Annotated in this window: 15 protein-coding genes; 11 read left to right on the plus strand and 4 right to left on the minus strand. The window is 74.3% G+C overall.

Annotated features, from left to right (window positions below; all coding sequences use genetic code 11):
• Positions 1-74: 74 nt before the first annotated feature.
• Positions 75-1,487: a hemolysin family protein gene (locus OG896_RS34640; RefSeq protein WP_329371713.1), complete on the plus strand. Its 1,413-nt coding sequence runs from the start codon at positions 75-77 to the stop codon at positions 1,485-1,487.
• A complete protein-coding gene (locus OG896_RS34645) occupies positions 1,484-2,599 on the plus strand; it encodes a hemolysin family protein (RefSeq protein ID WP_329371715.1) in 1,116 nt (371 codons plus the stop codon). Before OG896_RS34640 ends, OG896_RS34645 begins: the two co-directional genes overlap by 4 nt.
• Before the next feature lie 98 nt (positions 2,600-2,697).
• On the opposite strand, the gene OG896_RS34650 is transcribed toward OG896_RS34645, so the two are convergent.
• Together OG896_RS34650 and OG896_RS34655 are read right to left on the minus strand one after the other, a co-directional pair.
• A complete protein-coding gene (locus OG896_RS34650) occupies positions 2,698-4,620 on the minus strand; it encodes an AAA family ATPase (RefSeq protein WP_329371717.1) in 1,923 nt (640 codons plus the stop codon).
• A 504-nt stretch (positions 4,621-5,124) separates the two neighbouring features.
• Positions 5,125-5,742, minus strand: coding sequence for a uridine kinase family protein (locus OG896_RS34655; RefSeq protein WP_329374453.1), 618 nt, complete (start codon positions 5,740-5,742; stop codon positions 5,125-5,127).
• A gap of 297 nt (positions 5,743-6,039) precedes the next feature.
• On the opposite strand from OG896_RS34655, the gene OG896_RS34660 reads away from it, so the two are divergent.
• From OG896_RS34660 to OG896_RS34680, 5 genes are all read left to right on the plus strand, one after another.
• Entirely contained in the window at positions 6,040-7,179 is a 1,140-nt protein-coding gene (locus OG896_RS34660) for a M24 family metallopeptidase (RefSeq protein WP_329371718.1), read from the plus strand.
• A 160-nt stretch (positions 7,180-7,339) separates the two neighbouring features.
• Positions 7,340-8,764: a C39 family peptidase gene (locus OG896_RS34665; RefSeq protein WP_329371719.1), complete on the plus strand. Its 1,425-nt coding sequence runs from the start codon at positions 7,340-7,342 to the stop codon at positions 8,762-8,764.
• Positions 8,765-9,018: 254 nt separating this feature from the next.
• Positions 9,019-10,269 carry a carbohydrate-binding protein gene (locus OG896_RS34670; protein ID WP_329371721.1) on the plus strand — a complete coding sequence of 417 codons (1,251 nt, stop codon included), beginning with the start codon at positions 9,019-9,021 and terminating at the stop codon, positions 10,267-10,269.
• Between the two features lie 302 nt (positions 10,270-10,571).
• Positions 10,572-11,387 carry an SAM-dependent methyltransferase gene (locus tag OG896_RS34675; protein ID WP_329371723.1) on the plus strand — a complete coding sequence of 272 codons (816 nt, stop codon included), beginning with the start codon at positions 10,572-10,574 and terminating at the stop codon, positions 11,385-11,387.
• A gap of 296 nt (positions 11,388-11,683) precedes the next feature.
• A complete protein-coding gene (locus OG896_RS34680; protein ID WP_329371725.1) occupies positions 11,684-13,996 on the plus strand; it encodes a putative bifunctional diguanylate cyclase/phosphodiesterase in 2,313 nt (770 codons plus the stop codon).
• 63 nt (positions 13,997-14,059) lie between these two features.
• Here OG896_RS34680 and OG896_RS34685 read toward each other — a convergent pair whose 3' ends face one another.
• The gene (locus OG896_RS34685; RefSeq protein ID WP_329371727.1) at positions 14,060-15,862 is read right to left on the minus strand and encodes a serine/threonine-protein kinase; all 1,803 of its coding nucleotides are present in this window, start codon (positions 15,860-15,862) and stop codon (positions 14,060-14,062) included.
• Between the two features lie 321 nt (positions 15,863-16,183).
• Here OG896_RS34685 and OG896_RS34690 point away from each other — a divergent pair, with 321 nt between their 5' ends.
• The gene (locus tag OG896_RS34690; protein ID WP_329371729.1) at positions 16,184-17,359 is read left to right on the plus strand and encodes an acyl-CoA dehydrogenase family protein; all 1,176 of its coding nucleotides are present in this window, start codon (positions 16,184-16,186) and stop codon (positions 17,357-17,359) included.
• Positions 17,360-17,425: 66 nt separating this feature from the next.
• Here the strand turns inward: OG896_RS34690 and OG896_RS34695 are convergent, their stop codons facing one another.
• Positions 17,426-17,902 carry a hypothetical protein gene (locus OG896_RS34695; protein WP_329371731.1) on the minus strand — a complete coding sequence of 159 codons (477 nt, stop codon included), beginning with the start codon at positions 17,900-17,902 and terminating at the stop codon, positions 17,426-17,428.
• Between the two features lie 329 nt (positions 17,903-18,231).
• On the opposite strand from OG896_RS34695, the gene OG896_RS34700 reads away from it, so the two are divergent.
• The 3 genes from OG896_RS34700 to OG896_RS34710 all read left to right on the plus strand — a co-directional run bounded on the left by OG896_RS34700 (position 18,232) and on the right by OG896_RS34710 (position 21,704).
• Positions 18,232-19,473 (plus strand): D-arabinono-1,4-lactone oxidase, encoded by a 1,242-nt coding sequence (locus OG896_RS34700; protein ID WP_329371733.1) that lies wholly within the window; start codon positions 18,232-18,234, stop codon positions 19,471-19,473.
• Positions 19,474-19,538: 65 nt separating this feature from the next.
• A complete protein-coding gene (locus tag OG896_RS34705; protein WP_328473841.1) occupies positions 19,539-19,979 on the plus strand; it encodes an Lrp/AsnC family transcriptional regulator in 441 nt (146 codons plus the stop codon).
• Positions 19,980-20,009: 30 nt separating this feature from the next.
• Entirely contained in the window at positions 20,010-21,704 is a 1,695-nt protein-coding gene (locus OG896_RS34710; protein ID WP_329371735.1) for an amidohydrolase, read from the plus strand.
• The last annotated feature ends 186 nt before the right edge of the window (positions 21,705-21,890 follow it).

Consider the following 21,890-nt stretch of genomic DNA (forward strand, 5'->3'; position numbering starts at 1 on the left):
GACGAACCGTCCGGTAGTACTTGCGCCGCCCCTCCCGCCCGGAACTCCCACCGGAAACGCGGGGCGGCGGCCTCATGAGCACCCCGTTGCTGCTGCTCGCGGCAGCATTCGTTCTGATCCTCGCCAACGGCTTCTTCGTCGCCGCCGAGTTCGGCCTGGTGACGGTGGAGCGCCCCGCCGCCGAGCGGGCCGCGGCAGAGGGCGACCGCAGAGCCCGCAGCGTGGTCGCCGCCCTGCGGAAACTCTCCTTCCAGCTCTCCGGCACCCAGCTCGGCATCACCATCACCTCGCTGGTCGTCGGCATGCTCGCCGAGCCCGCGCTCGGCGACCTGCTGGAGGACCCGCTGCACGCCGCCGGCCTGCCGGAAGGCGCCGCCCCCGGCTTCGCCGTGGTGATCGGCATGATGGTCGCCTCCGGCGTGCAGATGGTGATCGGCGAACTCGTACCGAAGAACTGGGCGGTCTCCCGCCCGCTGGCCGTCGCACGGATGGTGGCCGGCCCGCAGCGGGCCTTCTCCAGCGCCTTCCGCCCGGTGATCGAGCTGCTCAACCGCGCCGCGAACCGCCTGGTGCGGATGCTCGGCGTGGAGCCCACCGACGAGCTGGCCTCCGCCCGCACCCCCGGCGAACTGGTCTCGCTGGCCCGGCACTCCGCGCTCGCCGGCGCCCTGGAGCCGGACACCGCCGACCTGTTCGTGCGCACCCTGTCGCTCGGCGACCTCACCGCGGAGAACGTGATGACTCCCCGGGTGCGGGTCAGTGCCCTGGAGGACACCGCGACCGCCGCCGACGTCCTCAACCTCACCCGCGCCACCGGCCTGTCCCGGTTCCCCGTCTACCGCGAGCGGCTGGACGACACCACCGGCATGGTGCACCTCAAGGACGCGCTCGCGGTGGCCGCCGACGCGCGCGACCGCACCCCTGTGTCGCGGATCGCCGTCGCCCCGCTGCTGGTGCCCGAGACGCTGCCGGTCCAGCACCTGCTGGAACTGCTGCGCAGCCAGCAGCCGATCGCGGTGGTCGTCGACGAGTACGGCGGCACCGCCGGCGTGGTCACCCTCGAGGACATCGTCGAGGAGCTGGTCGGCGAGGTCCGCGACGAGCACGACACCGCCGACCTGCCCGAACTCGCCCAGGCGCCGGCCGAGGACGGCCACCCGGCGTGGGCGGCGGACGGCGGCTGCCGGATCGACACCCTCGCCCGGATAGGCATGGCCGCGCCCGAGGGCCCCTACGAGACCGTCGCCGGTCTCGTCGCCGACCTGCTCGGCCGCATCCCCGAGGTCGGCGACACCGCCGACCTGCCCGGCTGGCTGCTGCGCGTCGAGGAGGTCGGCCACCACCGGGCCGAACGCGTCAGGATCGTGCGGACCGCACCGTCAGGACCCGACGACGGACCGGACGACGGCGCCGGCTGCGCCGCGGGTGCCGCGGGTGCTGTCCGTGCCGCCGGCGTCGAGGGCGTCGAGGGGGACGACCAGCGATGAGCGCACTCCAACTCCTGTTCGCCGTGCTGCTCGTGCTCGGCAACGGCTTCTTCGTCGGCGCCGAGTTCGCGCTCGTCTCCGTGCGCCGCAGCCAGATCGAGCCGCACGCCGCGGAGCAGCGCGCCGCCCGTACCGTCCTGTACGGGCTGGAGCACCTGCCGCAGATGATGGCCGCCGCGCAGTTCGGCGTCACCGTCTGCTCGCTGACCCTCGGCGCGGTCGCCGAACCGACCGTCGCCCACTTGGTGGAGCCCGCCTTCTCCGCCGTCCATGTCCCGCACGACCTGGTGCACCCGATCGGCTACGTGCTGGCGCTGGCCATCGTGGTCTTCCTGCACCTGGTGATCGGCGAGATGGTGCCGAAGAACCTGGCGATGTCCGACCCGGAGAAGGCCGCGCTGCGGCTCGCCCCCGGGCTGGTCGGGTTCGCCCGGGTTTTCCGCCCGGTGATCGCGGTGCTCGGGTCGTGCGCCCGGCTCATCCTGCGGGCGTTCCGGGTCGAGCCGAAGGACGAGGTCGACGCGGTGTTCACCAGCGCCGAGCTGACCGTCCTGGTCGAGGACGCGCGCGCCGCGGGGCTGCTCGACTCCGACGAGCAGGAGCGGCTGGAGGACGCCCTGGAGCTGGGCACCCGCCCGGTCACGGAGGTCCTGCTCACCCCGGACGAGCTGGTCACGCTCGGCCCGGGGGCCACCGCCCGCGAGATCGAGGCGCTGACCGTGCGGACCGGCTACTCCCGCTTCCCGGTGGCCGCCGGCGCGGACGCCTCCGGCGGTTCCGGCTATCTCGGCTACCTCCACGTCAAGGACATCCTCGACGTCGAGGACCCCGACCAGCCGGTGCCGCAGCGGCTCTGGCGCCCGATGGCCACCCTCCGCGCCGACCTTCCGCTCGACGACGCCCTCACTTCCATGCGCCGCGCCGCCACCCATCTCGCGTCCGTCACCGACGCGAACGGGCGGGTGCTCGGCCTGGTCGCCCTGGAGGACGTGCTCGAAAAGCTGGTCGGCGAGGTCCGGGACCCCGCGCACCGGGCGTCCCCGCGGAAGAACGGGGTGCCGCTCCCGGGCCCGGCCGCCGAAGGCACCTCGCCGGGTGAACTGGTGCGCTGAGCCCTGGCCGCCGGGTCATGTCCCCGGGTCATGTCCCGAACCGCGTCCCCAGGCCCTGTCCCCGGGCCCGGTCCGGCGAGCGGTGCCGCCCGCGGGCGTCACTCCGTCGGGTCGGCCGGGGGCGGGGCCCCGGGGCCCCGCCCCGAGAGCACCTCGCCGTACGCCTGCATGAGGTCCGGCAGGCGCAGCGTGGCCAGCTCGTCGCGGCTCGGTGCGGCCGGGTACTCCGACAGCCGCAGATCCCGATAGGCGCAGCTCTTCTCGTAAAGGGTCCGCAGTAAGCGCCCGTTGCCGAGTTCGTCGACCCATCCCTGGTCGACGACATGCCCGCTGATCGCGCCGAGCTCGTCGAGCGCCTCGTCGTCCCACCGGTCGCCGTTCTCGCCGGCGAGCACCTCACCGATCCGGGTCAGCTCCTGCGGACGGTAACTGGGGAAGTCCACCCGGGTGGTGAAGCGCGAGCTGAGTCCGGGGTTCGCCGCGAGCAGCCGGTCCATGCCCTCGGGGTAGCCCGCCAGGATCACCACGAGCCGGTCCCGGTTGTCCTCGGCGCGCTTGAGGAGCACCTGGAGCGCCTCGTCGCCGTAGGCGTCGCCCTTGCTGTAGCCGGAGTTGGACAGGGCGTACGCCTCGTCCACGAAGAGCACCCCGCCGAGCGCGGAGTCGATCAGCTCGTTCGCCTTCACCGCGGTCTGCCCGAGGAACTCGCCGACCAGGTCGGAGCGTTGGGCCTCGACCAGGTGATCGCCGCCGAGCAGGCCGAGGGCGTAGAAGACCCGGCCGAGGATACGGGCGACGGTGGTCTTGCCGGTGCCGGAGGGGCCGGAGAAGACGAAGTGCCGTTTCGGCGGCTGGACCGGCAGGCCCTGCCCGGCCCGCAGCCGGGCCATCCGCAACTGGGCCGACAGCGCCCGCACTTGGCGCTTGACCGGCTCAAGACCGACCATCCGGTCCAGTTCGGCGAGCGCCTCGGCGAGCAGCACGGAGTCGGAGCCGCCGAGCGGCAGTCCGGCCGCGCCGGTGGCCGCCGCGCCGCCGGCCGGCGGCGCGGCCCGGTCGCGTACCGCGTCGTCCAGCGGCCCGGACATCAGCAGTGACTCGTCCAACTCGGCGTCGGGGCCCGGGCCGGTGGCCGCCGACGGGTCGGGCGGGAAGTCGACGGGGTAGCCGCCGTCCGGGTCGCCCCCTTCGGGCACGGCCTGGCCGCCACCCCCGGCCAGCGAGACCGCGGCCAGTCCCGCGCCCTCGTCGAGGCCGTCGTCGGACTCGTGGATCGCGGCGAGCCGGGCGGAGGTGTCCATGAAGGACGCGTCGACCCGGTGCACGGCGCGGTAGAGCGGTACGGCGGCGGCGCTGCGGCCGGTGCCCTCGTAGGCCCGGGCGAGCCAGTAGCGCAGCTCCTTGCGCTGCGGCTGCTCGCTGCGGCAGCGCATCAGCGCGGCGGACAGCAGCGGTTCGGCCTGGCCGCACATCTCCAGCCGGACCCGGGCCATTCCGCCGAACAGCCCCGCCTCGATGCCGAGTACGGTGTCGCCGAGCAGCGGTTCGGTGTGCCGGACCAGCCGCTCCCAGTCCTTGACCAGGTAGGCGCGGCAGGCGTGCAGGAAACGCACCTGCGGGTCGGTGTCCACCGGCGGGCAGTCGGCCAACGCCCGGTCCAGTTCGGCGACATGGCGGCCGTCCAGCCAGTGCGAGGCGTGCGCGAGCAGCAGGTCGCGGCTGGTCTCCAGCACCGGCTGCACCCACCAGCCCAGCCAGTACCAGGAGTTGAGGGTGCGGCGGTGGGCGGCGCGCTGCTCGCCGAAGCGGTCGCGGTGCCGGTACATCTGGAGCAGCGCGGTGGAGGTGTCGGCGCGCAGCGCGTGCAGGCCCAGCCACGCGTCGGCCATGCCCGGGTCCAGCCGGACCGCGGTCCTGAACTCCTCCTCGGCCTGCACGTAAGCGCCCATCGTGTACGCGTCCACCCCGCGCAACCAGGCCAGATCGGCCGGCGCGCCCGGGCGGTCGGTGCCGAAGTCCATCAAGTCCCCACCACTCCGTCCCCCCGCCTCGCGGACACGCACGCCCCAACCCGTGGCCAACGGGCGGGAGTTGAGCAGACTGCGATACCCCCCAGGCACCGCACCGACCCCTTCGCGCATCGTACCCGCGATGGTCCGATCACCGTAGGGTGCCGAGGCAAGCGGGACGGGGGAGCACGGCGTGCCGGGGGAGGGGACCTTGAGGTGCCGTGTCGTCACGGTGGGTGAGGAGAAGGGCGCGCCGGCAGCGTGGCGAACGGCGCGGAGAGCAGGACGAAGCCCCCGATCACGGGGGAACAATCGGGGGCTCCGTGTCTGCTGAGCGGCTGCGCAACGCCGCTGGTTGAAAACGTAATCTCTCGATACCCGGCCGGTCAAGCGATCGCGGAAGCCCGTTCGTGACGAGATCGCGCGCGGTCGCCGATCGCTTGCGATCGCTCGCCGACCGGGTCCGACCGGCGCGGGTCCGGCCGTCGGGGTCCGCAGCGGGCAGGCATCGGATGCTCACCGACCGTAGCGGTCGGCGGGGTTCGGGTGCTGCGCCGCGCGGGGCGCGGGGCCCGGGGTGAACCGGTAGCCGCCTTCCTGGTCCTGGTGGACCAGGAGGTCGGCGTAGGGGCGGGTCGGGTCGGCGGCGAAGTGCGCGTCCTCGGCGGCGGTCCAGCCGGTCCAGAACGGGGTCAACTCCGGCCCGTCCCGGCGCAGTCCGCGCCGCCGCGCCTCGGCCGGGCCGACCTCCAGCCACAGCACCAGCGCGAGGTGGGGCCGCAGCGCGGCCCGGCCGGTGCCGACGCCTTCCAGCACGACGCAGGGCGCCGCGTCCACCGTCTGCTCGCCCGCGAACCGGCGCGCGTGCCAGTCGTAGACCTCGTGCACCGCGCCTCGGCCGGCGCCGAGCGGGCCGAGCACCTGCGTCGCCAGCCGGCCGGTCCAGTCGAACGGCTGCTCGTGCGTGGCCAGGTCGTCCGTGTGGACGACCGGGCTGCCGCCGAGCGCCGCCGCGAGGTGCCTGGCGAGGGTGGTCTTTCCGGCACCCGCGTGACCGTCCACCGCGATCAGCCGGGTCCGGCCGCACGACGGCGCCAGGCCGTCCATGCCCGCGGCCATCTCCGTCAACGTCATATCCGCCACCCCGCGACCATACGGCCCGCCTCGCCGAGCCGCCCGCCCGGCGCCCCCGCGGGGGAGTGGCTGCCGCAACGGTGGGCCGGCGCCCCGGGCCGGGCGCCCTCTCGCGCCGGGCACCGTGCGCCGGGCGCCTTCCCGGGCCGGGCCCCCGGTCTCGCGTCGGGCACCGTCTCGCGTCGGGCACCGTCCCGCGTCGCACCGCCCCGCATGGGGCGCCGTCCCGCGTCGAGCCGGCCGAAACGGTCGGACGTCCTTCCGGCGCGGCGCGGCGCGGCCGTCTACCGTAGGGGGGTGAGCGAATCCACCGGCAAGGCCGGCGCAGCCGAACTGTTTCCGCCGGAGCGACTGGCCCGGGCCCGCCAGGCCGCCGAGGACGCCGGGCTGGACGCCCTCCTCGTCTCCCCGGGCGCCGACCTCCGCTATCTGACCGGGTATCAGGCCCTGCCGCTGGAACGGCTGACGTGCCTGGTGCTGCCGGCGGCCGGCGACCCGTTCCTGGTGGTGCCCGAACTGGAGAAGGCGGCCGCCGAGGCGTCCCCGGCCGGCGCCCTCGGCGTGGAGATCACCGGCTTCGCCGAGACCGACGACGCGTACGCGATGATCGCCCGGCGACTGCCGCCGCACGTCACCCGTTTCGCGGTCGACAACCACATGTGGGCCGAGAAGCTGCTCGCCTTCCAGGCCGCGCTGCCCGCCGCCCAGGCGGGCCTGGCCGGTGACGTGCTGTCGGTGCTGCGGATGCGCAAGAGCCCCGCCGAGGTCGAGGCGCTGCGCCGGGCGGGCGCGGCGATCGACCGGGTGCACCGCCGGATCGGCGAGTGGTTGCGGCCCGGCCGCACCGAACGCGAGATCGGCAAGGACATCGCCGACGCGATCATCGCGGCCGGCCACGCCACCGTCGACTTCGTGATCGTCGGCTCGGGACCGAACGGCGCCAGCCCGCACCACGAGGTCTCCGACCGGGTGGTGAAGTCCGGCGACCCGGTGGTGGTGGACATCGGCGGCACCACCCCCGACGGGTACTGCTCGGACTCCACCCGCACCTACGCGGTCGGCGAACCGCCCGCCGCGTTCCGGGAGTTGTACGAGGTGCTGCTCGCCGCCCAGACCGCGCAGACGGCCGCGGTGCGCCCCGGGATCACCGCGGAGCAGCTCGACGCGGTGGGCCGGGACCGGATCGCCGCGGCCGGGTACGGCGAGCACTTCATCCACCGCACCGGCCACGGCATCGGCCTGGAGACCCACGAGGAGCCGTACATCGTGACGGGCAGCGCCCGGCCGCTGGAGCCGGGGATGGCGTTCTCGGTCGAGCCGGGGATCTACCTGCCCGGCCGGTTCGGCGCGCGCATCGAGGACATCGCGGTGTGCACCGAAGAAGGCGGCGAGCGGCTCAATCTGACCGGGCGTGACCTGGTGGTTCTTCCCGGGTGACCGCCAGTGGTCCAGTCCAATATTGATCGGTCTGGGAACACGGCACCCCTGGTGGAACGACCCGGTCAGCGACGATAGTGGTCGGCACCCACCGTGCCCCAGCAGGGCCCGGACGGGCCATCTCCCGTTCACGTCGAGGGGAACCGAGGTACCACCCATCATGACCAGTAACGCGCCCCGGCGTGCCGTGCTGACCGCCGCGCTCGCCGCCGCGGCCGGCGTCGCCGCCTCGAACGCGCAGACCGCTTCCGCCGCCCCGGCCGCCGCGCCGGCCGGCACCGGGACCGCCGCGGGGCGGGCCGCGCACAGCGGCGGCAAGGGCGGCGCCGCCGCGGCCGACCCCGCGCCGGTCGACTACCACGGCTGGAGCACCTACCCCGACTGGCTGTTCGGCGAGCACCAGGGCACCCTCCCGGTGCCCGGCTCCCGCCCCGGGGTGCGGATCGTCCGCCCGGCCGGCACGTCGGACTACACCGACCCGCACACCGGCAAGACCGCCACGTACGAGTACGCCTCCTGGACGTCGCCGGCGCGCAAGCTCCCGCACCCCGCCACCGAGCTGGTCTCCTCGTGGAACGCGCGGACACCCGCGGGCACCTGGATTCAGGTGGAGCTGCTGGGCACGTACACCGACGGCACCGCCACCCCGGCCTACGTGATGGGCCGCTGGACCTCCGGCGACAGCGACGAGGACATCCGCCGCACCTCCGTCGACGACCAGGGCGACGACACCAGCAGCATCTACACCGACACGTTCTCCATCGACGACGCCACTGCGGGCAAGCTGCTCGCCTCCTACCGGCTGCGGGTCACCCTCTACCGCAAGCCCGGCAGCCACGACACCCCGACCGTGTGGCGGGTCGGCGCGTTCGCCTCGAACATCCCCGACCGCTACACGGTGCCCGCGTCCGTGCCGAGCCTGAAGGGCGCCGTCGAACTGCCGGTGCCGCGCTACTCGCAGGACATCCACAAGGGCCAGTACCCGCAGTACGACAACGGCGGCGAGGCGTGGTGCAGCCCCACCTCGTCCACCATGTGCATCGAGTACTGGGGCCGCGGCCCGACCGCGGCCGACCTGGCCTGGGTGGACCCCTCCTACGCCGACCCGCAGGTCGACCAGGGCGCCCGCTACACCTACGACTACCAGTACGAGGGCTGTGGCAACTGGCCGTTCAACGCGGCCTACGCGGCCACGTACAAGGACATGCAGGGCGTCGTCACCCAGTTGCACTCGCTCAACGACGCGGAGCGGCTGATCAAGGCCGGCATCCCGGTGATAACGTCACAGTCGTTCCTGGCCAGCGAGCTGGACGGGTCCAACTACAGCACCTCGGGCCACCTGATGTGCATGGTCGGCTTCACCGCCGAGGGCGACGTGATCATGAACGACCCGGCCAGCGAGAGCGACGACGCGGTGCGCAACGTCTACAAGCGCGCCCAGTTCGAGACGGTGTGGCTGCGGACGAAGCGGATCACCGCGACCGGCTCGGTCGGCTCCGGCTCCGGCGGCGTGGTGTACCTGTACTTCCCGGCGAAGCCGAGCCCCGGGCAGAAGCGCGCGCTCGCCTCCGTCGGCGTCGTCTGAGTCCGGTCGACGGCTGGACGGCTGACGGCTCCACAGCTGACGGCATGACGGCTGACGGCACGACAGCTGACGGTTCGACGGCACGACAGCTCCAGGGCCCCGGTCCCGCGTCTTCCGCGGGGTCGGGGCCCTTTTCACGTGGTCCAACTGGTAGAGACCAATTTGTGGATTGACCCAAAGGTCTGGACCAACCTATTGACGTGTTCGGATCATCGCAGGAACCTGCTGCCACGTTCCCCCACAGGAGGTCCGACGTGAACCGTCTCAAAGCCCTCGGCACGGGAGTGGCCGCCGCGGTGCTCGCCGTCGCCGGGCTGGGTACCGCCGCCGCCCTCGGCACCGGCCAGGCCAGCGCGGCACCCACCGCGAGCGCGCTCGGCAACAACTGGTACGCCGCCGCGCCCTATCTGATGCCGCTGGACAACGACCCGCCGGACGCCACCGCGATCATGGACGCCACCGGGCTCAAGGCGTTCCAGCTCGCCTTCATCCTCGCCCCCAACGGCGGCGGGTGCAGCCCCACCTGGGGCGGCACCAACGCGGTCTCCTCGGACACCTCGGTCGCGAGCACCATCGCCGCGATCCGCGCCAAGGGCGGCGACGTCTCCGTCTCGATCGGCGGCTACGGCGGCACCAAGCTCGGCCAGGCGTGTTCCGACGCGGCCTCGACCGCGGCCGCGTACCAGCAGGTCGTCACCAAGTACCAGCTCAAGGCGATCGACTTCGACCTGGAGGAGCCGGAGTACGAGAACACCGCGGCGGTCGCCAACGAGCTGGGCGCCGCCCAGATCCTGCAGCGGAACAACCCCGGCATCTACATCTCGGTCACCACCGCGGGCACCGCGGCCGGCACCGGCTGGTTCGGCCAGCAGATGCTCAACGAGGCCAAGTCGCTCGGCTTCACCCCGAACAACTTCTCCATCATGCCGTTCGACGGCGGCTTCAGCGGCGCCGCCTCCCAGACCGCGGCCCTGACCGCGTTCAACGGGCTGCTCCAGAGCACCTTCGGTTGGGACGCCGCCACCGCCTACGCCCACGAGGGCTTCTCCGGCATGAACGGCCGCAGTGACTCGGGGGAGTACTTCTACCAGGCGGACTTCCAGACCGTGCTGGACTACGCCACCAGCCACGGCATGGGCCGCTTCACCTTCTGGTCGCTCAACCGCGACCGCCAGTGCACCCCGCCGGACAACAACGGCACCACGTCCGGTACGTGCAGCTCGGTTCCGCAGGGCGCCTGGGACTTCGCCAAGTACTCCGTGAAGTTCGCCGGCGCGACCCCGCCCACCGACCCGCCGACCACGCCGCCCACCACCCCGCCCACCAGCCCGCCGGGCGGCGGCGACTGCGCGAGCGTGTCCGCCTGGAGCGCGTCCGCGGTCTACAACGGCGGCGACGAGGTCTCGTACGGCGGCCACAAGTGGCTCGCGCAGTGGTGGACCACGAACGAGCAGCCCGGCACCACCGGTGAGTGGGGCGTGTGGAAGGACGAGGGCGCCTGCTGAGCCGTCAGGGCCGGCGCACGCGCCGGTCGCAGCACTGATCCGCACGGACCTCGAAAGCCGAGGTCGGGCCCGTGGCGCGCTTGCGCCACGGGCCCTTTCGGCTGGGTGCGCATCTCCGCACGTGCGCGTTTTCGCATATGCACATGCCGGTGGTAGCCGACCAAAACGGACCTCGCTTTTCCGGTTATGTGCTTCACTCCGAACATGTGATCAGTAACCTCGGTTGAGCATCCGGGAGTCTGCCCGATCCGGCCGTGCCCGCCTGCCGTGTCCGCACTCCCCCCGACCTGGAGACACCGACCGTGACCGAGCGACCGTCCTGGGCCCCGCAAGGCATCGACATCACCGTGCCGAGCGTGTCCCGGATCTACGACTACTTCCTGGGCGGCTCGCACAACTTCGAGGTCGACCGGGAAGCGGCTCGGGTCGCGCTCAGCGCGCTGCCGGGGATACCCAAGATCGGCCAGGCCAACCGGGCCGTCATGCGCAGGGCGGTGGACTTCGCCCTGGACCGCGGGATCACCCAGTTCCTGGACATCGGCTCGGGCATCCCCACCTTCGGCAACGTCCACGAGGTCGCCCAGGCCGGCCACCCCGGCGCCCGCGTCGTCTACGTCGACAACGACCCGGTCGCGGTCGCCCACAGCCGCGCCGTCCTGGACGGCAACGACGACGCGACCATCGTCGCCGCCGACCTGCGCGACCCCCGGTCGATCCTCGACGCCCCCGAGACCGGCAGGCTGCTCGACCTGTCCCGGCCGGTCGCGCTGATGCTGGTGGCCGTCGTCCACTTCCTCGCCGACGACGACCGCCCCGCCGAACTCATCGCCACCCTGCGCGACGCGCTGGCCCCCGGCAGCGTCATGGTCATCACCCACGCCACCGTCGAGTACGGCCCGACCCCGGCCGGCCAGCGCGGTGTCCAGAAGGTCTACCAGCGCACCAGCACCCCGCTGATCATGCGCACCGCCGCCGAGTTGGAGCCCTTCTTCGACGGCTTCGACATCGTGGAGCCGGGCATCGTGCCGCTGCCCTTCTGGCGGCCCGACACCCCGCCGGCCGACGACGACGACCCGTCGGTGCTGCACGGCCTCGCCGGTGTGGGGCTGAAGGCGTGACCGCCGAGCCGGCCGCGGCCGGGGACGCGGCGCGGCGGGCCGGCGGGGAGCCGGCCGCCGCGTCCGGAAGCGTATCCGGGAGCGTGACCACGAGCGCGTCAGGGAGCGCGGCCGCGGCCGAAATCGGAGCGTCCGGCGCCACCGGAGCCGTCGACAGGAGCGGGGCCACCGCCGCAAACAGAGCCCGAGCCGCAACCGCGGTGCCCGCCCGGCCGGCAGACACCGCCCGGACGGCAGGCCCCGCCGAGGCGGAGGCGGGCGCCGAGGCGGAATCCGCCGCCGAATCCGCCGCCGAAGTGGAAGCCCACGCCGGGACGGAGGGTTCCGCGCAAGCGGAGGCGGAGGACAACCTGCGCAGGTTCGCCGCCATATGGGGCCGCGCGGTCTACCCGCTGACCGCCACTTCCATGACGCGGGCCGAACTGGAGTCGTACCTGAGGCCGTTGGCCCGCGTGCTCAGCGCCGCGCTGAGCGCCGACCGGTTCGACCCGCGCGCCGCCGTGCCGGTCGGTGCCGCGCTGGTCGGCGCGCACTGCACCGACCCCGAGGCGCTGCCCAGCATCCTCGGCATCATCGACGCCTATCTCGTGCTGTACTGCCCGCCCGGCGGCGGCCTGCCCGCCGACGAGGCGCGCGCCCGCTGCTCCCGCCTCCAGCACGCCGTCGCCGTCGGGTTCTCCCAGGCACTGCGCGAACGCACCCTGAACGAGCAGGAGTCCATCTCCCGGGCCGCGCTGGCCGCCCAGGCCGACGCCGAACGCGCGCTGGCCGCCAGTGAGGCCCGCTTCCGCGCGGTCTTCGAGGGGGCCGCCGTCGGCATCGGCATCGCCGACCTGGACGGCCGCGTCGTGGAGGTCAACGACGCGCTCAGCCGGATGTTCGGCGGCGAGAAGCACGTCATGCAGCGCACCGTCTCGGAGTGGGCCCACCCCGACAACGCGGCGACCACCGTCGCCCTCAACGGCGAACTGGTCCGCGGCGAACGCGACGGCTACCACATCGAGAAGGCGTACCCCCGGGCCGACGGCTCCGTGCTGTGGGCCAACCTCCAGGTCTCCCTGCTCCGCGACGCCACCGGCAGCCCCCAGTACCAACTCGCCCTGCTGGAGGACATCACCGAGCGCCGCCAGCTGCTGCACCGGCTGCGCCACGAGGCCACCCACGACGCCCTCACCGGCCTGCCCAACCGCGCCCTGTTCTTCGAACGGCTCGACCAGGCACTCGCCGCGACAGCCGAGACCGACGCGCCCGGGGTATCCGCCGCGACGGCGGCCCCCGCCCCGCCCGAGCAAGGCGCCGACGGCGGCACACCGGGCGACCGCTCACACCGCGCAGCCGCCCCAGCGACCGGCGCCCCCACCGCCTCCACCGACGGCGGCGGTACGGGCCCGGGCCGCCGGATCGGCCTGTGCTACCTCGACCTCGACGGCTTCAAGGCGGTCAACGACAGCCTCGGCCACGCGGTGGGCGACCAGCTCCTGGTCGCCGTCGCCGAGCGGCTGCGGGACTGCCTGACCACGCCCGACCAGCTCGTGGCCAGGATCGGCGGCGACGAGTTCGTCGCCCTCTACACCGACCCGCCGAGCCTGGAGGCCGTCACCGATCTGGCCGGCCGCATCCTGTCCGCGCTGTCCGCGCCCGTGCTCCTCGACGGCCGCGAACTGCCGGTGCACGGCAGCATCGGCATCGTGCTCACCCCGACCGCCTCGCACGCCGCCGCCGACGTGCTGCGCAGCGCCGACATCACCATGTACCGCGCCAAGGAACTGGGCGGCAACCGCTACGAGGTCGCCGACCCCGACGCCGACGCCCGCGCGATCACCCGGCACAGCCTCACCAACCGGCTGCCGGGCGCCCTGGAGCGCGGCGAGTTCTTCGTGGAGTACCAGCCGCTGATCGGGCTCAGCGACGGCGTGGTGCACGGCGCGGAGGCCCTGGTCCGCTGGGGCCACCCGGTGCACGGCGTGCTCGGGCCGGACCGGTTCATCCCGCTCGCCGAGCACACCGGGCAGATCGTGCCGCTCGGCCGCTGGGTGCTGGAGCAGGCCGTCCGGCAGGCCGAGGTGTGGCAGCGCAGCCACCACGGCGCACGCGCCCCCCGGGTGAACGTCAACCTCTCGCCGATCCAGCTGCACCACCCCGACCTGGTCGCCGAGGTGACCCGGGTGCTGGACGACAGCGGGCTCGCCCCGGAGTCGCTCTGCCTGGAGGTCACCGAGAGCGCGCTGATCGGCGCCGACCAGGACGCGTTGAAGCCGCTGCGCCGGATCGCCGACCTCGGTGTCGAGATCGCCCTGGACGACTTCGGCACCGGCTACTCCAACCTCTCCTCGCTGCGCTGGCTGCCCGTCAGCGTGCTCAAGCTCGACCGCGCCTTCTCCCGGGGGATGAGCCACCACCCCGCCGACCCGGTCGACCTGAAGATCGTCGAGGGGATCGTCTCCCTCGCGCACGGCCTCGGCCTGTCCGTCACCGTCGAGGGCGTCGAGACCAGCGCCCAGGCCGACTACCTGCGGGACCTGGGCTGCGACACCGGCCAGGGCTGGTTCTACGGACGTCCCGCCCCGCCCGAGCAGTTGGGCACCCTCCTGCTCGCCGACGCCAGCTGAGGCCGCCCGCGCCGGCGCCCGGCCGGTTGGTCGGCGGGCCGGCGGCCGGCCCGTGACGACCGGTCAGTTCTGCTTGGTGAACGTGTCGGGCGCACCCACCGACTGGCCGCCGCTGAAGTCGGCGAGCCGCAGCGTGTCGCCGCCGATGTCGATGCTGAGGGTGTAGATCCGGCCCTGGACGCACACGGTGCCGCTGGACGGGTCGGACGGCGCGCTGGCCACCGCCTGGAAGATCACGGTGGAGCCCTCCTGCTCGCTGAAGCTGAGCGTGTCGGTGCAGCCGATGTCCTGGCCGGAGAGCAGCGCGGTGACGTGGGTGACCTCCTTGCCGACCACGCTCCCGCGCGTGCCGCCGGTGAGGGTGAGGGTGACCTTCGTCTTCCCGGTGACCGAGGCCAGGCCGGGACCGACACCGGACCAGGTGCCGATCCAGGAGGAGGGCAGCTTGTCGCCCGAACCGGAACCCGAATCGGAGCCCGAACCGGAGCCGGAGTCGCCGCTGCCGGTGGAGCCGCCGGCCGCGCCCGTTCCGTTCGTGGTCGCGGTGGCCGAGGTGGTGGGCGCGTCCGCGTTCGAGCCGTCGCCGGAGCCCGTGTGCTGCCGCCAGCGGTGCACCGCGAGGGTGCCCACGACCACCAGGACGACGGCGACCGCCGCCGCGGCGACGACCGTGGTCCGCCGGCCCCCGCCGCGGTTCGGGCCGCCGGGCGAGCCGTGGGCGGGCGGTGCGAGCGGTTGCCCGGGCGGGCCCTGAGCCGGCTGCCCGGTGGCCGCCGGCGGCCCCTGGTAGGCGGGGTGCCGGAACGTCGTGGACGCCGGACCGTAGGGCGTGGTGGCCGCCACCGGCGGGGCGCCGGGCGCGGGCAGAGCGGCCGGGGGCGCCGTCGCGGGCTTGGCCGGCGGCTCGGCGGGACCGGCGGGACCCGGGCCGGCGTCGGGCGCCGGCGGATCGCCCAGCGTCGCCCGCATCTCCTCCTCGCGGGCGGCCAGTTCGTCGGGCAGCCCCGGCGGCAGGTGCCCGGACCAGGGCGACGGCGCGGCAGCCGCCCCGCCCGGTCCGCGCAGCAACTCGGCCGCCCCCAGCGCGGTCGGACGGTCCCCGGGGCTCTTGGCCAGCAGCGCGGTCAGCGCCGGCAGCAGCGCGTCAGGCACTCCGCTCAGGTCCGGCTCCTCGTGCACCACGCGGTACAGCAGTGCCGGCGTCGAGGCGGTCTCCCCGGGGTGGTTGAACGGGCCGCGGCCGGTCGCCGCGTAGACCAGCACCGCGCCGAGCGAGAACAGATCGCCGGGCTCGGCGGAGGTCCCGGAGGCGGCCTGCTCGGGTGCCATGTAGCCGGGCGAGCCGATCATCGCACCGGTGCTGGTGTGCCGGGTGTCCTCGGCGGCACGGGCGATGCCGAAGTCGATCAGCAGCGGACGGGCCCGCGGCAGCAGGACGTTCGACGGTTTCACGTCACGGTGCGCGAGCCCGGCGTGGTGCACCGCGTGCAGGGCCTCGCACAGCTCCACGCCGAGCGCCGCCACGCTGTCGCCGGGCAGCGGCCCGTGCTCGCGCACCCAGTCCGCCAGCGACGGCGCGGCCACGTACTCGGTCGCCAGCCACTGCGGGCTCGCGCCGACGGGGGAGTAGTCGACCACGGCGGCGGTCCACGGCGAGCGCACCCGGTCCGCGTTCCTGATCTCGCGGGCGAACCGCTCGCCGAACGCCGGGTCCAGGCCGAACTCCGCGCGGACCGTCTTCAGCGCCAGCGGCCGCCCCGCGACCGTGCGGGCCAGGTAGACCTGTCCCATCCCGCCCGCTCCCAGCCGTGCGAAGAGCGGATACCCGCCCACCGAACGGGGATCGGCCGCCCCCAAGCTCTCCATGCGCAGCAGCGTACGTGGCCCTTCCGCTTCGTTCGCCGGCATCCGCCAGGATCACCCGCGACCGCCCGGACCACCCGGGCACCGAACCAGGGGACGCGGTCGGCCGCCCGCGCGGTTGCGGACCCGCCGGGGGGCTTGTGGCGGGGAATCGCCTGTGACGGGGACGCCGCCGTACGGCATACTCCATCCGCCGGACCCGTTGATCACCATTGCCGCGACCCGGCGTGGGAGACCGCGACGGGATCGGGGTAGTTCTCACCGGACGGCTCCACCACACCCAGGCGAGGGGCCGCCGCCACCCCACAGGGAGGAAGTGCCGTCATGCCCCAGCAAGGCCCGCAGCCGGTCGAAAGGCAGCTGCCCACCGATGAGGCCCGCTTCCTGCTCGACCTGACCCGCGACCTGGCCCGGCGCGAGATCGCGCCCGCCGCGGACTCCGAGGAGGAGGCCGGGCGCTTCCCGCGGGAGACCATGGCCCTGATCGGGAGCTCCGGACTGCTCGGCCTGCCCTACGCCGAGGAGCACGGCGGCGGCGGCCAGCCGTACGAGGTCTACCTGCAGGTGCTGGAGGAGCTGGCGGCCGCGCGCCTGACCGTGGGGCTCGGTGTCAGCGTGCACACGCTGGCCTGCCACGCGGTGGCCGCGTTCGGCGGCAAGCAGCAGCGCGCCGACCACCTGCCCGCGATGCTCGGCGGCGAACTGCTCGGCGCCTACTGCCTGTCCGAGCCGACCTCCGGTTCCGACGCGGCGAGCCTGCGCACCCGGGCTGTGCGCCATGGCGACTCCTGGACCATCGACGGCACCAAGGCGTGGATCACGCACGGCGGCGTCGCCGACTTCTACACGGTGCTGGCCCGCACCGGCGGCGAGGGCGCGCACGGCATCTCCGCCTTCCTCGTGCCCGGCGACGCGTCCGGGCTGAGCGCGGGCGCGCCCGAGCGGAAGATGGGCATGAAGGGCTCGCCGACCGCCCAGATGCACTTCGACGGGGTCGAGGTGGCCGACGAGCGGCGGATCGGCGAGGAGGGACAGGGCTTCGCGATCGCGCTGGCCGCGCTCGACGCCGGGCGGCTGGGCATCGCCGCGTGCGCGATCGGCGTGGCGCAGGCCGCGCTCGACGCCGCGGTGGGCTACATGGGGCAGCGCCGCCAGTTCGGCCGCCCGATCGCGGACTTCCAGGGGCTGCGGTTCATGCTCGCCGACATGGCCACCCGGGTCGAGGCGGGCCGCGCGCTTTACCTGACGGCGGCTCGACTGCGCGACGCCGGGCAGGACTTCAGCGCGCGGGCGGCGATGGCGAAGCTGTTCTGCACGGACACCGCGATGCAGGTCGCCACGGACGCGGTGCAACTGCTCGGGGGATACGGCTACACCGCGGACTTCCCGGTCGAGCGGTACATGCGCGAGGCGAAGGTGCTGCAGATCGTCGAGGGCACCAACCAGATCCAGCGGATGGTGATCGCCCGGCACCTGGTGGGACCCGAGTCCCGCGACTAGCGTCCCGCGGCGGGGGGTACGGCTTCCCGCCGTGGGCCGTGTCGACAGCGCTCGCGGTGATGACGCCTAGGCCGCGAGCGGGTGGGCGTCGCGCTGGAGGGGGACGAGGATCGGGCGGGAGCCCGGCCCACCGACGTGGGAGAAGGGCTGCGTACGCCAGTCGAGCGGGAGCGCGGCCGTGAACTGCTCGGTCGCGGGGGCGAGCACCAGCGGCTCCAGGGACCCCGCGTCGGCGACCGCGCGGCCGGAACCGGTGCAGACGGTCAGCCCGAAGGGCTGCCAGGGGTTCGGGCACACCGCGTGCGACGGCAGCACGCTGTCGTCGCCGGCCACCGCGATCGGCCGCGCGCAGACCGGGCAGGCCAGCCGTACGACATCGGCGAGGTCGGCGCCCTCCTCCTCGGCACCCTCCTCGTCGGTGTACGGCTCCTCCGCGTCGTCGTACCCGTCGGCCAGGTCCGCGTCCTCGGCCGCGGGGGCGGGCGCCGGGGCGAGCACGAGGTCGCGTTCGTGCCCCTCCGCGACGGCCGATGTCGTCCGCACGCTGCGGCTGTGGCGCACATGGTTACGCATACTGCGTTCCCCCTTGGGTGTTGCCCTCCGTTGGGCCGGCCCGGCATCAGGCACGCGGCCATAGCGAGCACTTCCCGCCGCGCTACGCGGGTAATCGCGCCATACGGAGTGCTCCGCACGGTCGCCGTGTGGCCTTCGTCACACTCGCCGGGCGGGCGGTGGATGCGCCCCCGCCATGCGCCCGTACGCCCCCGGAATGCCCCGGGCCGTGCCCCGCCGACCCGCCTTATAGGGTGGCGAAAGGGCGGGGACCAGCGCGGTTGTGCCGGCGGAGAGCCGGCGGGCGGGAGTGGCACGGCATGCGGACCAACTGGGCGGGCAACCTCACCTTCACCGCGGAACGCGTGCACCGCCCCGCCACCCTCGACGAGCTGCGCGCGATCGTGGCCGGCGGCCGCCGGGTCAAGGCGCTCGGCAGCGGCCACTCCTTCAACGAGATCGCCGACACCGACGGCGATCTCGTCGAACTCACCGCGCTCCCGGCCGAGATCGACATCGACAGCGCCGCCGGCACCGTCCGCGTCGCCGCCGGAGTGCGCTACGCCGAACTCGCCGCGCACCTGCACGCCCACGGCCTCGCGCTGCCCAACCTCGCCTCCCTGCCGCACATCTCGGTGGCCGGCTCGGTCGCCACCGGCACCCACGGCTCCGGCGACGCCAACGGCTCGCTCGGCACTTCCGTGACCGCCCTGGACCTGGTCACCTCCGGCGGCGACACCCTCAGCCTCAGCCGCGACAAGGACGGCGACCGCTTCGACGGCGCCGTCGTCGCGCTCGGCGCGCTCGGCATCGCCACCCACCTCACGCTCGACGTGGTGCCCACCTTCCAGGTCCGGCAGACCACCCGCACCGGCCTCGCGCTCGACGACGCCCTCACCCACTTCGACGCGCTCACCGGCGCCGCCTACAGCGTCAGCCTCTTCACCGACTGGCGCGCCGACCGCTTCACCCAGATATGGCTCAAGCGGCTCGACGGCACCCCCGAACCCGAACTGCCCTGGACCGCGCCCGCCCCCGGCCCGCTGCACCCCGTGCCCGGCGTCGACCCGGTGCACTGCACCCCGCAGGACGGCACCCCCGGCCCCTGGCACGAGCGGCTGCCGCACTTCCGCCCCGAGTTCACCCCCAGCAGCGGCGAGGAACTCCAGTCCGAGTACCTCGTGCCGCGCACCCACGCCACCGCCGCGATCGCCGCCGTCGCCGCCCTGCGCGAGACGGTCGCGCCGGTCCTGCAGATCTGCGAGGTCCGCACCGTCGCCGCCGACCGGCTCTGGCTCAGCCCCGCCTACGGGCAGGACACCGTCGCCCTGCACTTCACCTGGCGCCAGGACCCGGCCGCCGTCACCCCCGTGCTCGGCCGGATCGAGGCCGCCCTCGCCCCCTACGCGGCCCGCCCGCACTGGGGCAAACTCGCCACCACCGACCCCGCCACCGTCCGCGGCCTCTACCCCCGGATGGCCGACTTCCAGGCGCTGGTCGCGGCCACCGACCCCGACGGCACCTTCGGCAACGCCTTCCTGCGCCGGATGCTGGTGCCATGACCGACCAGCCCGAGCCCGGCCGTCCCGTGACCGCGAACCCCTCCGGGCCGGTAAGGTCGTCGGCTGTGGAGGAGCTGGACCGGCACATCGTGGAACTGCTCGTCGCCGACGGGCGGATGAGCTACACCGACCTGGGCAAGGCCACCGGCCTGTCCACCTCGGCCGTGCACCAGCGGGTGCGCCGGCTGGAGCAGCGCGGCGTCATCCGCGGGTACGCGGCCGTCATCGACCCGGAAGCGGTCGGCCTGTCGCTGACCGCGTTCATCTCCGTCAAGCCGTTCGACCCCAGCGCGCCCGACGACATCGCCGACCGGCTCGCCGAGGTGCCCGAGATCGAGGCGTGCCACAGCGTGGCCGGCGACGAGAACTACATCCTCAAGGTGCGGGTCTCCGCGCCCATCGAGCTGGAGCACCTGCTCTCCCGGATACGGTCGCTGGCCGGCGTCTCCACCCGCACCACCGTGGTCCTGTCCACCGCCTACGAGTCCAGGCCCCCCCGGATCTGATCCCGGCCCGGGCCGGGGGAGACTGGCGGTATGCACCAGCGCCCCGCCGCAGCGGCGACCACGACCCCCGACCCGAACGACCTGGACGGCCCCGCCGGCGGCACCGTGCTGCTGCGCGGCGGCTTCGTCTACAGCCCCGCCGACCCCTTCGCCACCGCGATGGTGGTCGACGGCGACACGGTGGCCTGGGTCGGCTCGGAAGGCGCCGCCGACTCCTTCGCCGACGGCGTGGACCAGGTCGTCCAGCTCGACGGCGCGCTGGTCACCCCCGCCTTCGTCGACGCCCACGTGCACACCACGGCCACCGGCCTGGCCCTGACCGGCCTCGACCTCGGCGCGGCTCCCACCCTCGCGGACGCGCTGGACCGCACCGCCGCGTACGCCGACGCGCACCCCGGCGACCGGGTGCTGCTCGGCCACGGCTGGGACGACACCCGCTGGCCCGAGGGCCGCCCGCCGACCCGCGAGGAGCTGGACCGGGCGGTGCACGGCCGCCCGCTCTACCTCGCCCGCACCGACGTGCACTCCGCCGTCGTCACCACCGCCCTGCTCGACCTGGTGCCCGGCGCCGCCGACCTGCCCGGCCACCACCCGGCCGGCCCGCTCACCCGCGACGCCCACCACGCCGCCCGCGCGGCCGCGTACGCCGCCGTGACCCCCGCCCAGCGCGCCGCCGCCCAGCGCGCCGCGCTCCGGCACGCCGCCGCCCGCGGCATCGGCAGCCTGCACGAGTGCGCCGGCCCCGACATCTCCTCGCAGGACGACCTCACCGGCCTGCTCGCCCTCGCCGCCGCAGAACCCGGCCCCCGCGTGCACGGCTACTGGGCCGAGCCCGTGAGCGGCCCGGCCGACCTGGAGCGGCTGCGCGACCTCGGCGCGGTCGGCGCCGGCGGTGACCTCTTCGTGGACGGCTCGCTCGGCTCCCGCACCGCCGCGCTGCACGATCCGTACGCCGACCACGGCCCCGACGCGGAGGCCGGCCACCGCGGCGTCACCTACCTCGACGCCGACACCATCGCCCGCCACCTCACCCTGTGCACCCAGGCAGGGGTCCAGGCGGGCTTCCACGCCATCGGGGACGCCGCGGTGGCCGCCGTGGTCGACGGAGTGCGCGCGGCGACCTCCACGGCCGGCCTGGACCGCGTACGGGCCCTGCGGCACCGCGTCGAGCACGCCGAGTCGATGACCGACGCGACGATCGCCGCGTTCGCGGAGTACGGCCTGATCGCGTCCGTGCAGCCCGCCTTCGACGCGGCCTGGGGCGGCGACGACGGCATGTACGCGGCCCGCCTCGGCCGCGAGCGGGCCCGCACCCTCAACCCGTACGCCGCGATGACCCGCGCCGGGGTGCCGCTCGTCCTCGGCTCCGACAGCCCCGTCACCCCCCTCGACCCCTGGGGCACCGTCCGCGCGGCCGCCTTCCACCGCACGCCCGAGCACCGCATCTCCGCCCGCGCCGCCTTCAACGCCCACACCCGCGGCGGCTGGCGCGCCCTCGGCCGCGACGACGCCGGCGTGCTCGTGCCCGGCGCCCCGGCCGACTACGCGGTCTGGCAGGTCGGCGACCTGATCGTGCAGACCCCCGACGAACGCGTCGCCAACTGGTCCACCGACCCCCGCTCCGGCACCCCCGGCCTGCCCGACCTCACCCCCGGCACGCCGCTGCCCACCGCGCTGCGCACGGTCGTCGCCGGTCGCACGATCCACCGCCCGCCGAACGGGTGACCTGCGCTTTCCGGCATGCGGCCGAACGGTGTGCGGTGGACCGGTGGCGGCGTGTCGCGGTCGCGCCGGTGCCTCGCCACTGACCTGCTGATTTACCGGGAGTCCGCAGGTCACAGGGGTGTTGACAGTGGCTGGTCGGGGGCGAGTAGGTTCGGCCAGGTCCACCACAGGACGTCGGACCGGGGG

The organism is Streptomyces sp. NBC_00669 (assembly GCF_036226785.1).
Classification (GTDB): domain Bacteria; phylum Actinomycetota; class Actinomycetes; order Streptomycetales; family Streptomycetaceae; genus Actinacidiphila.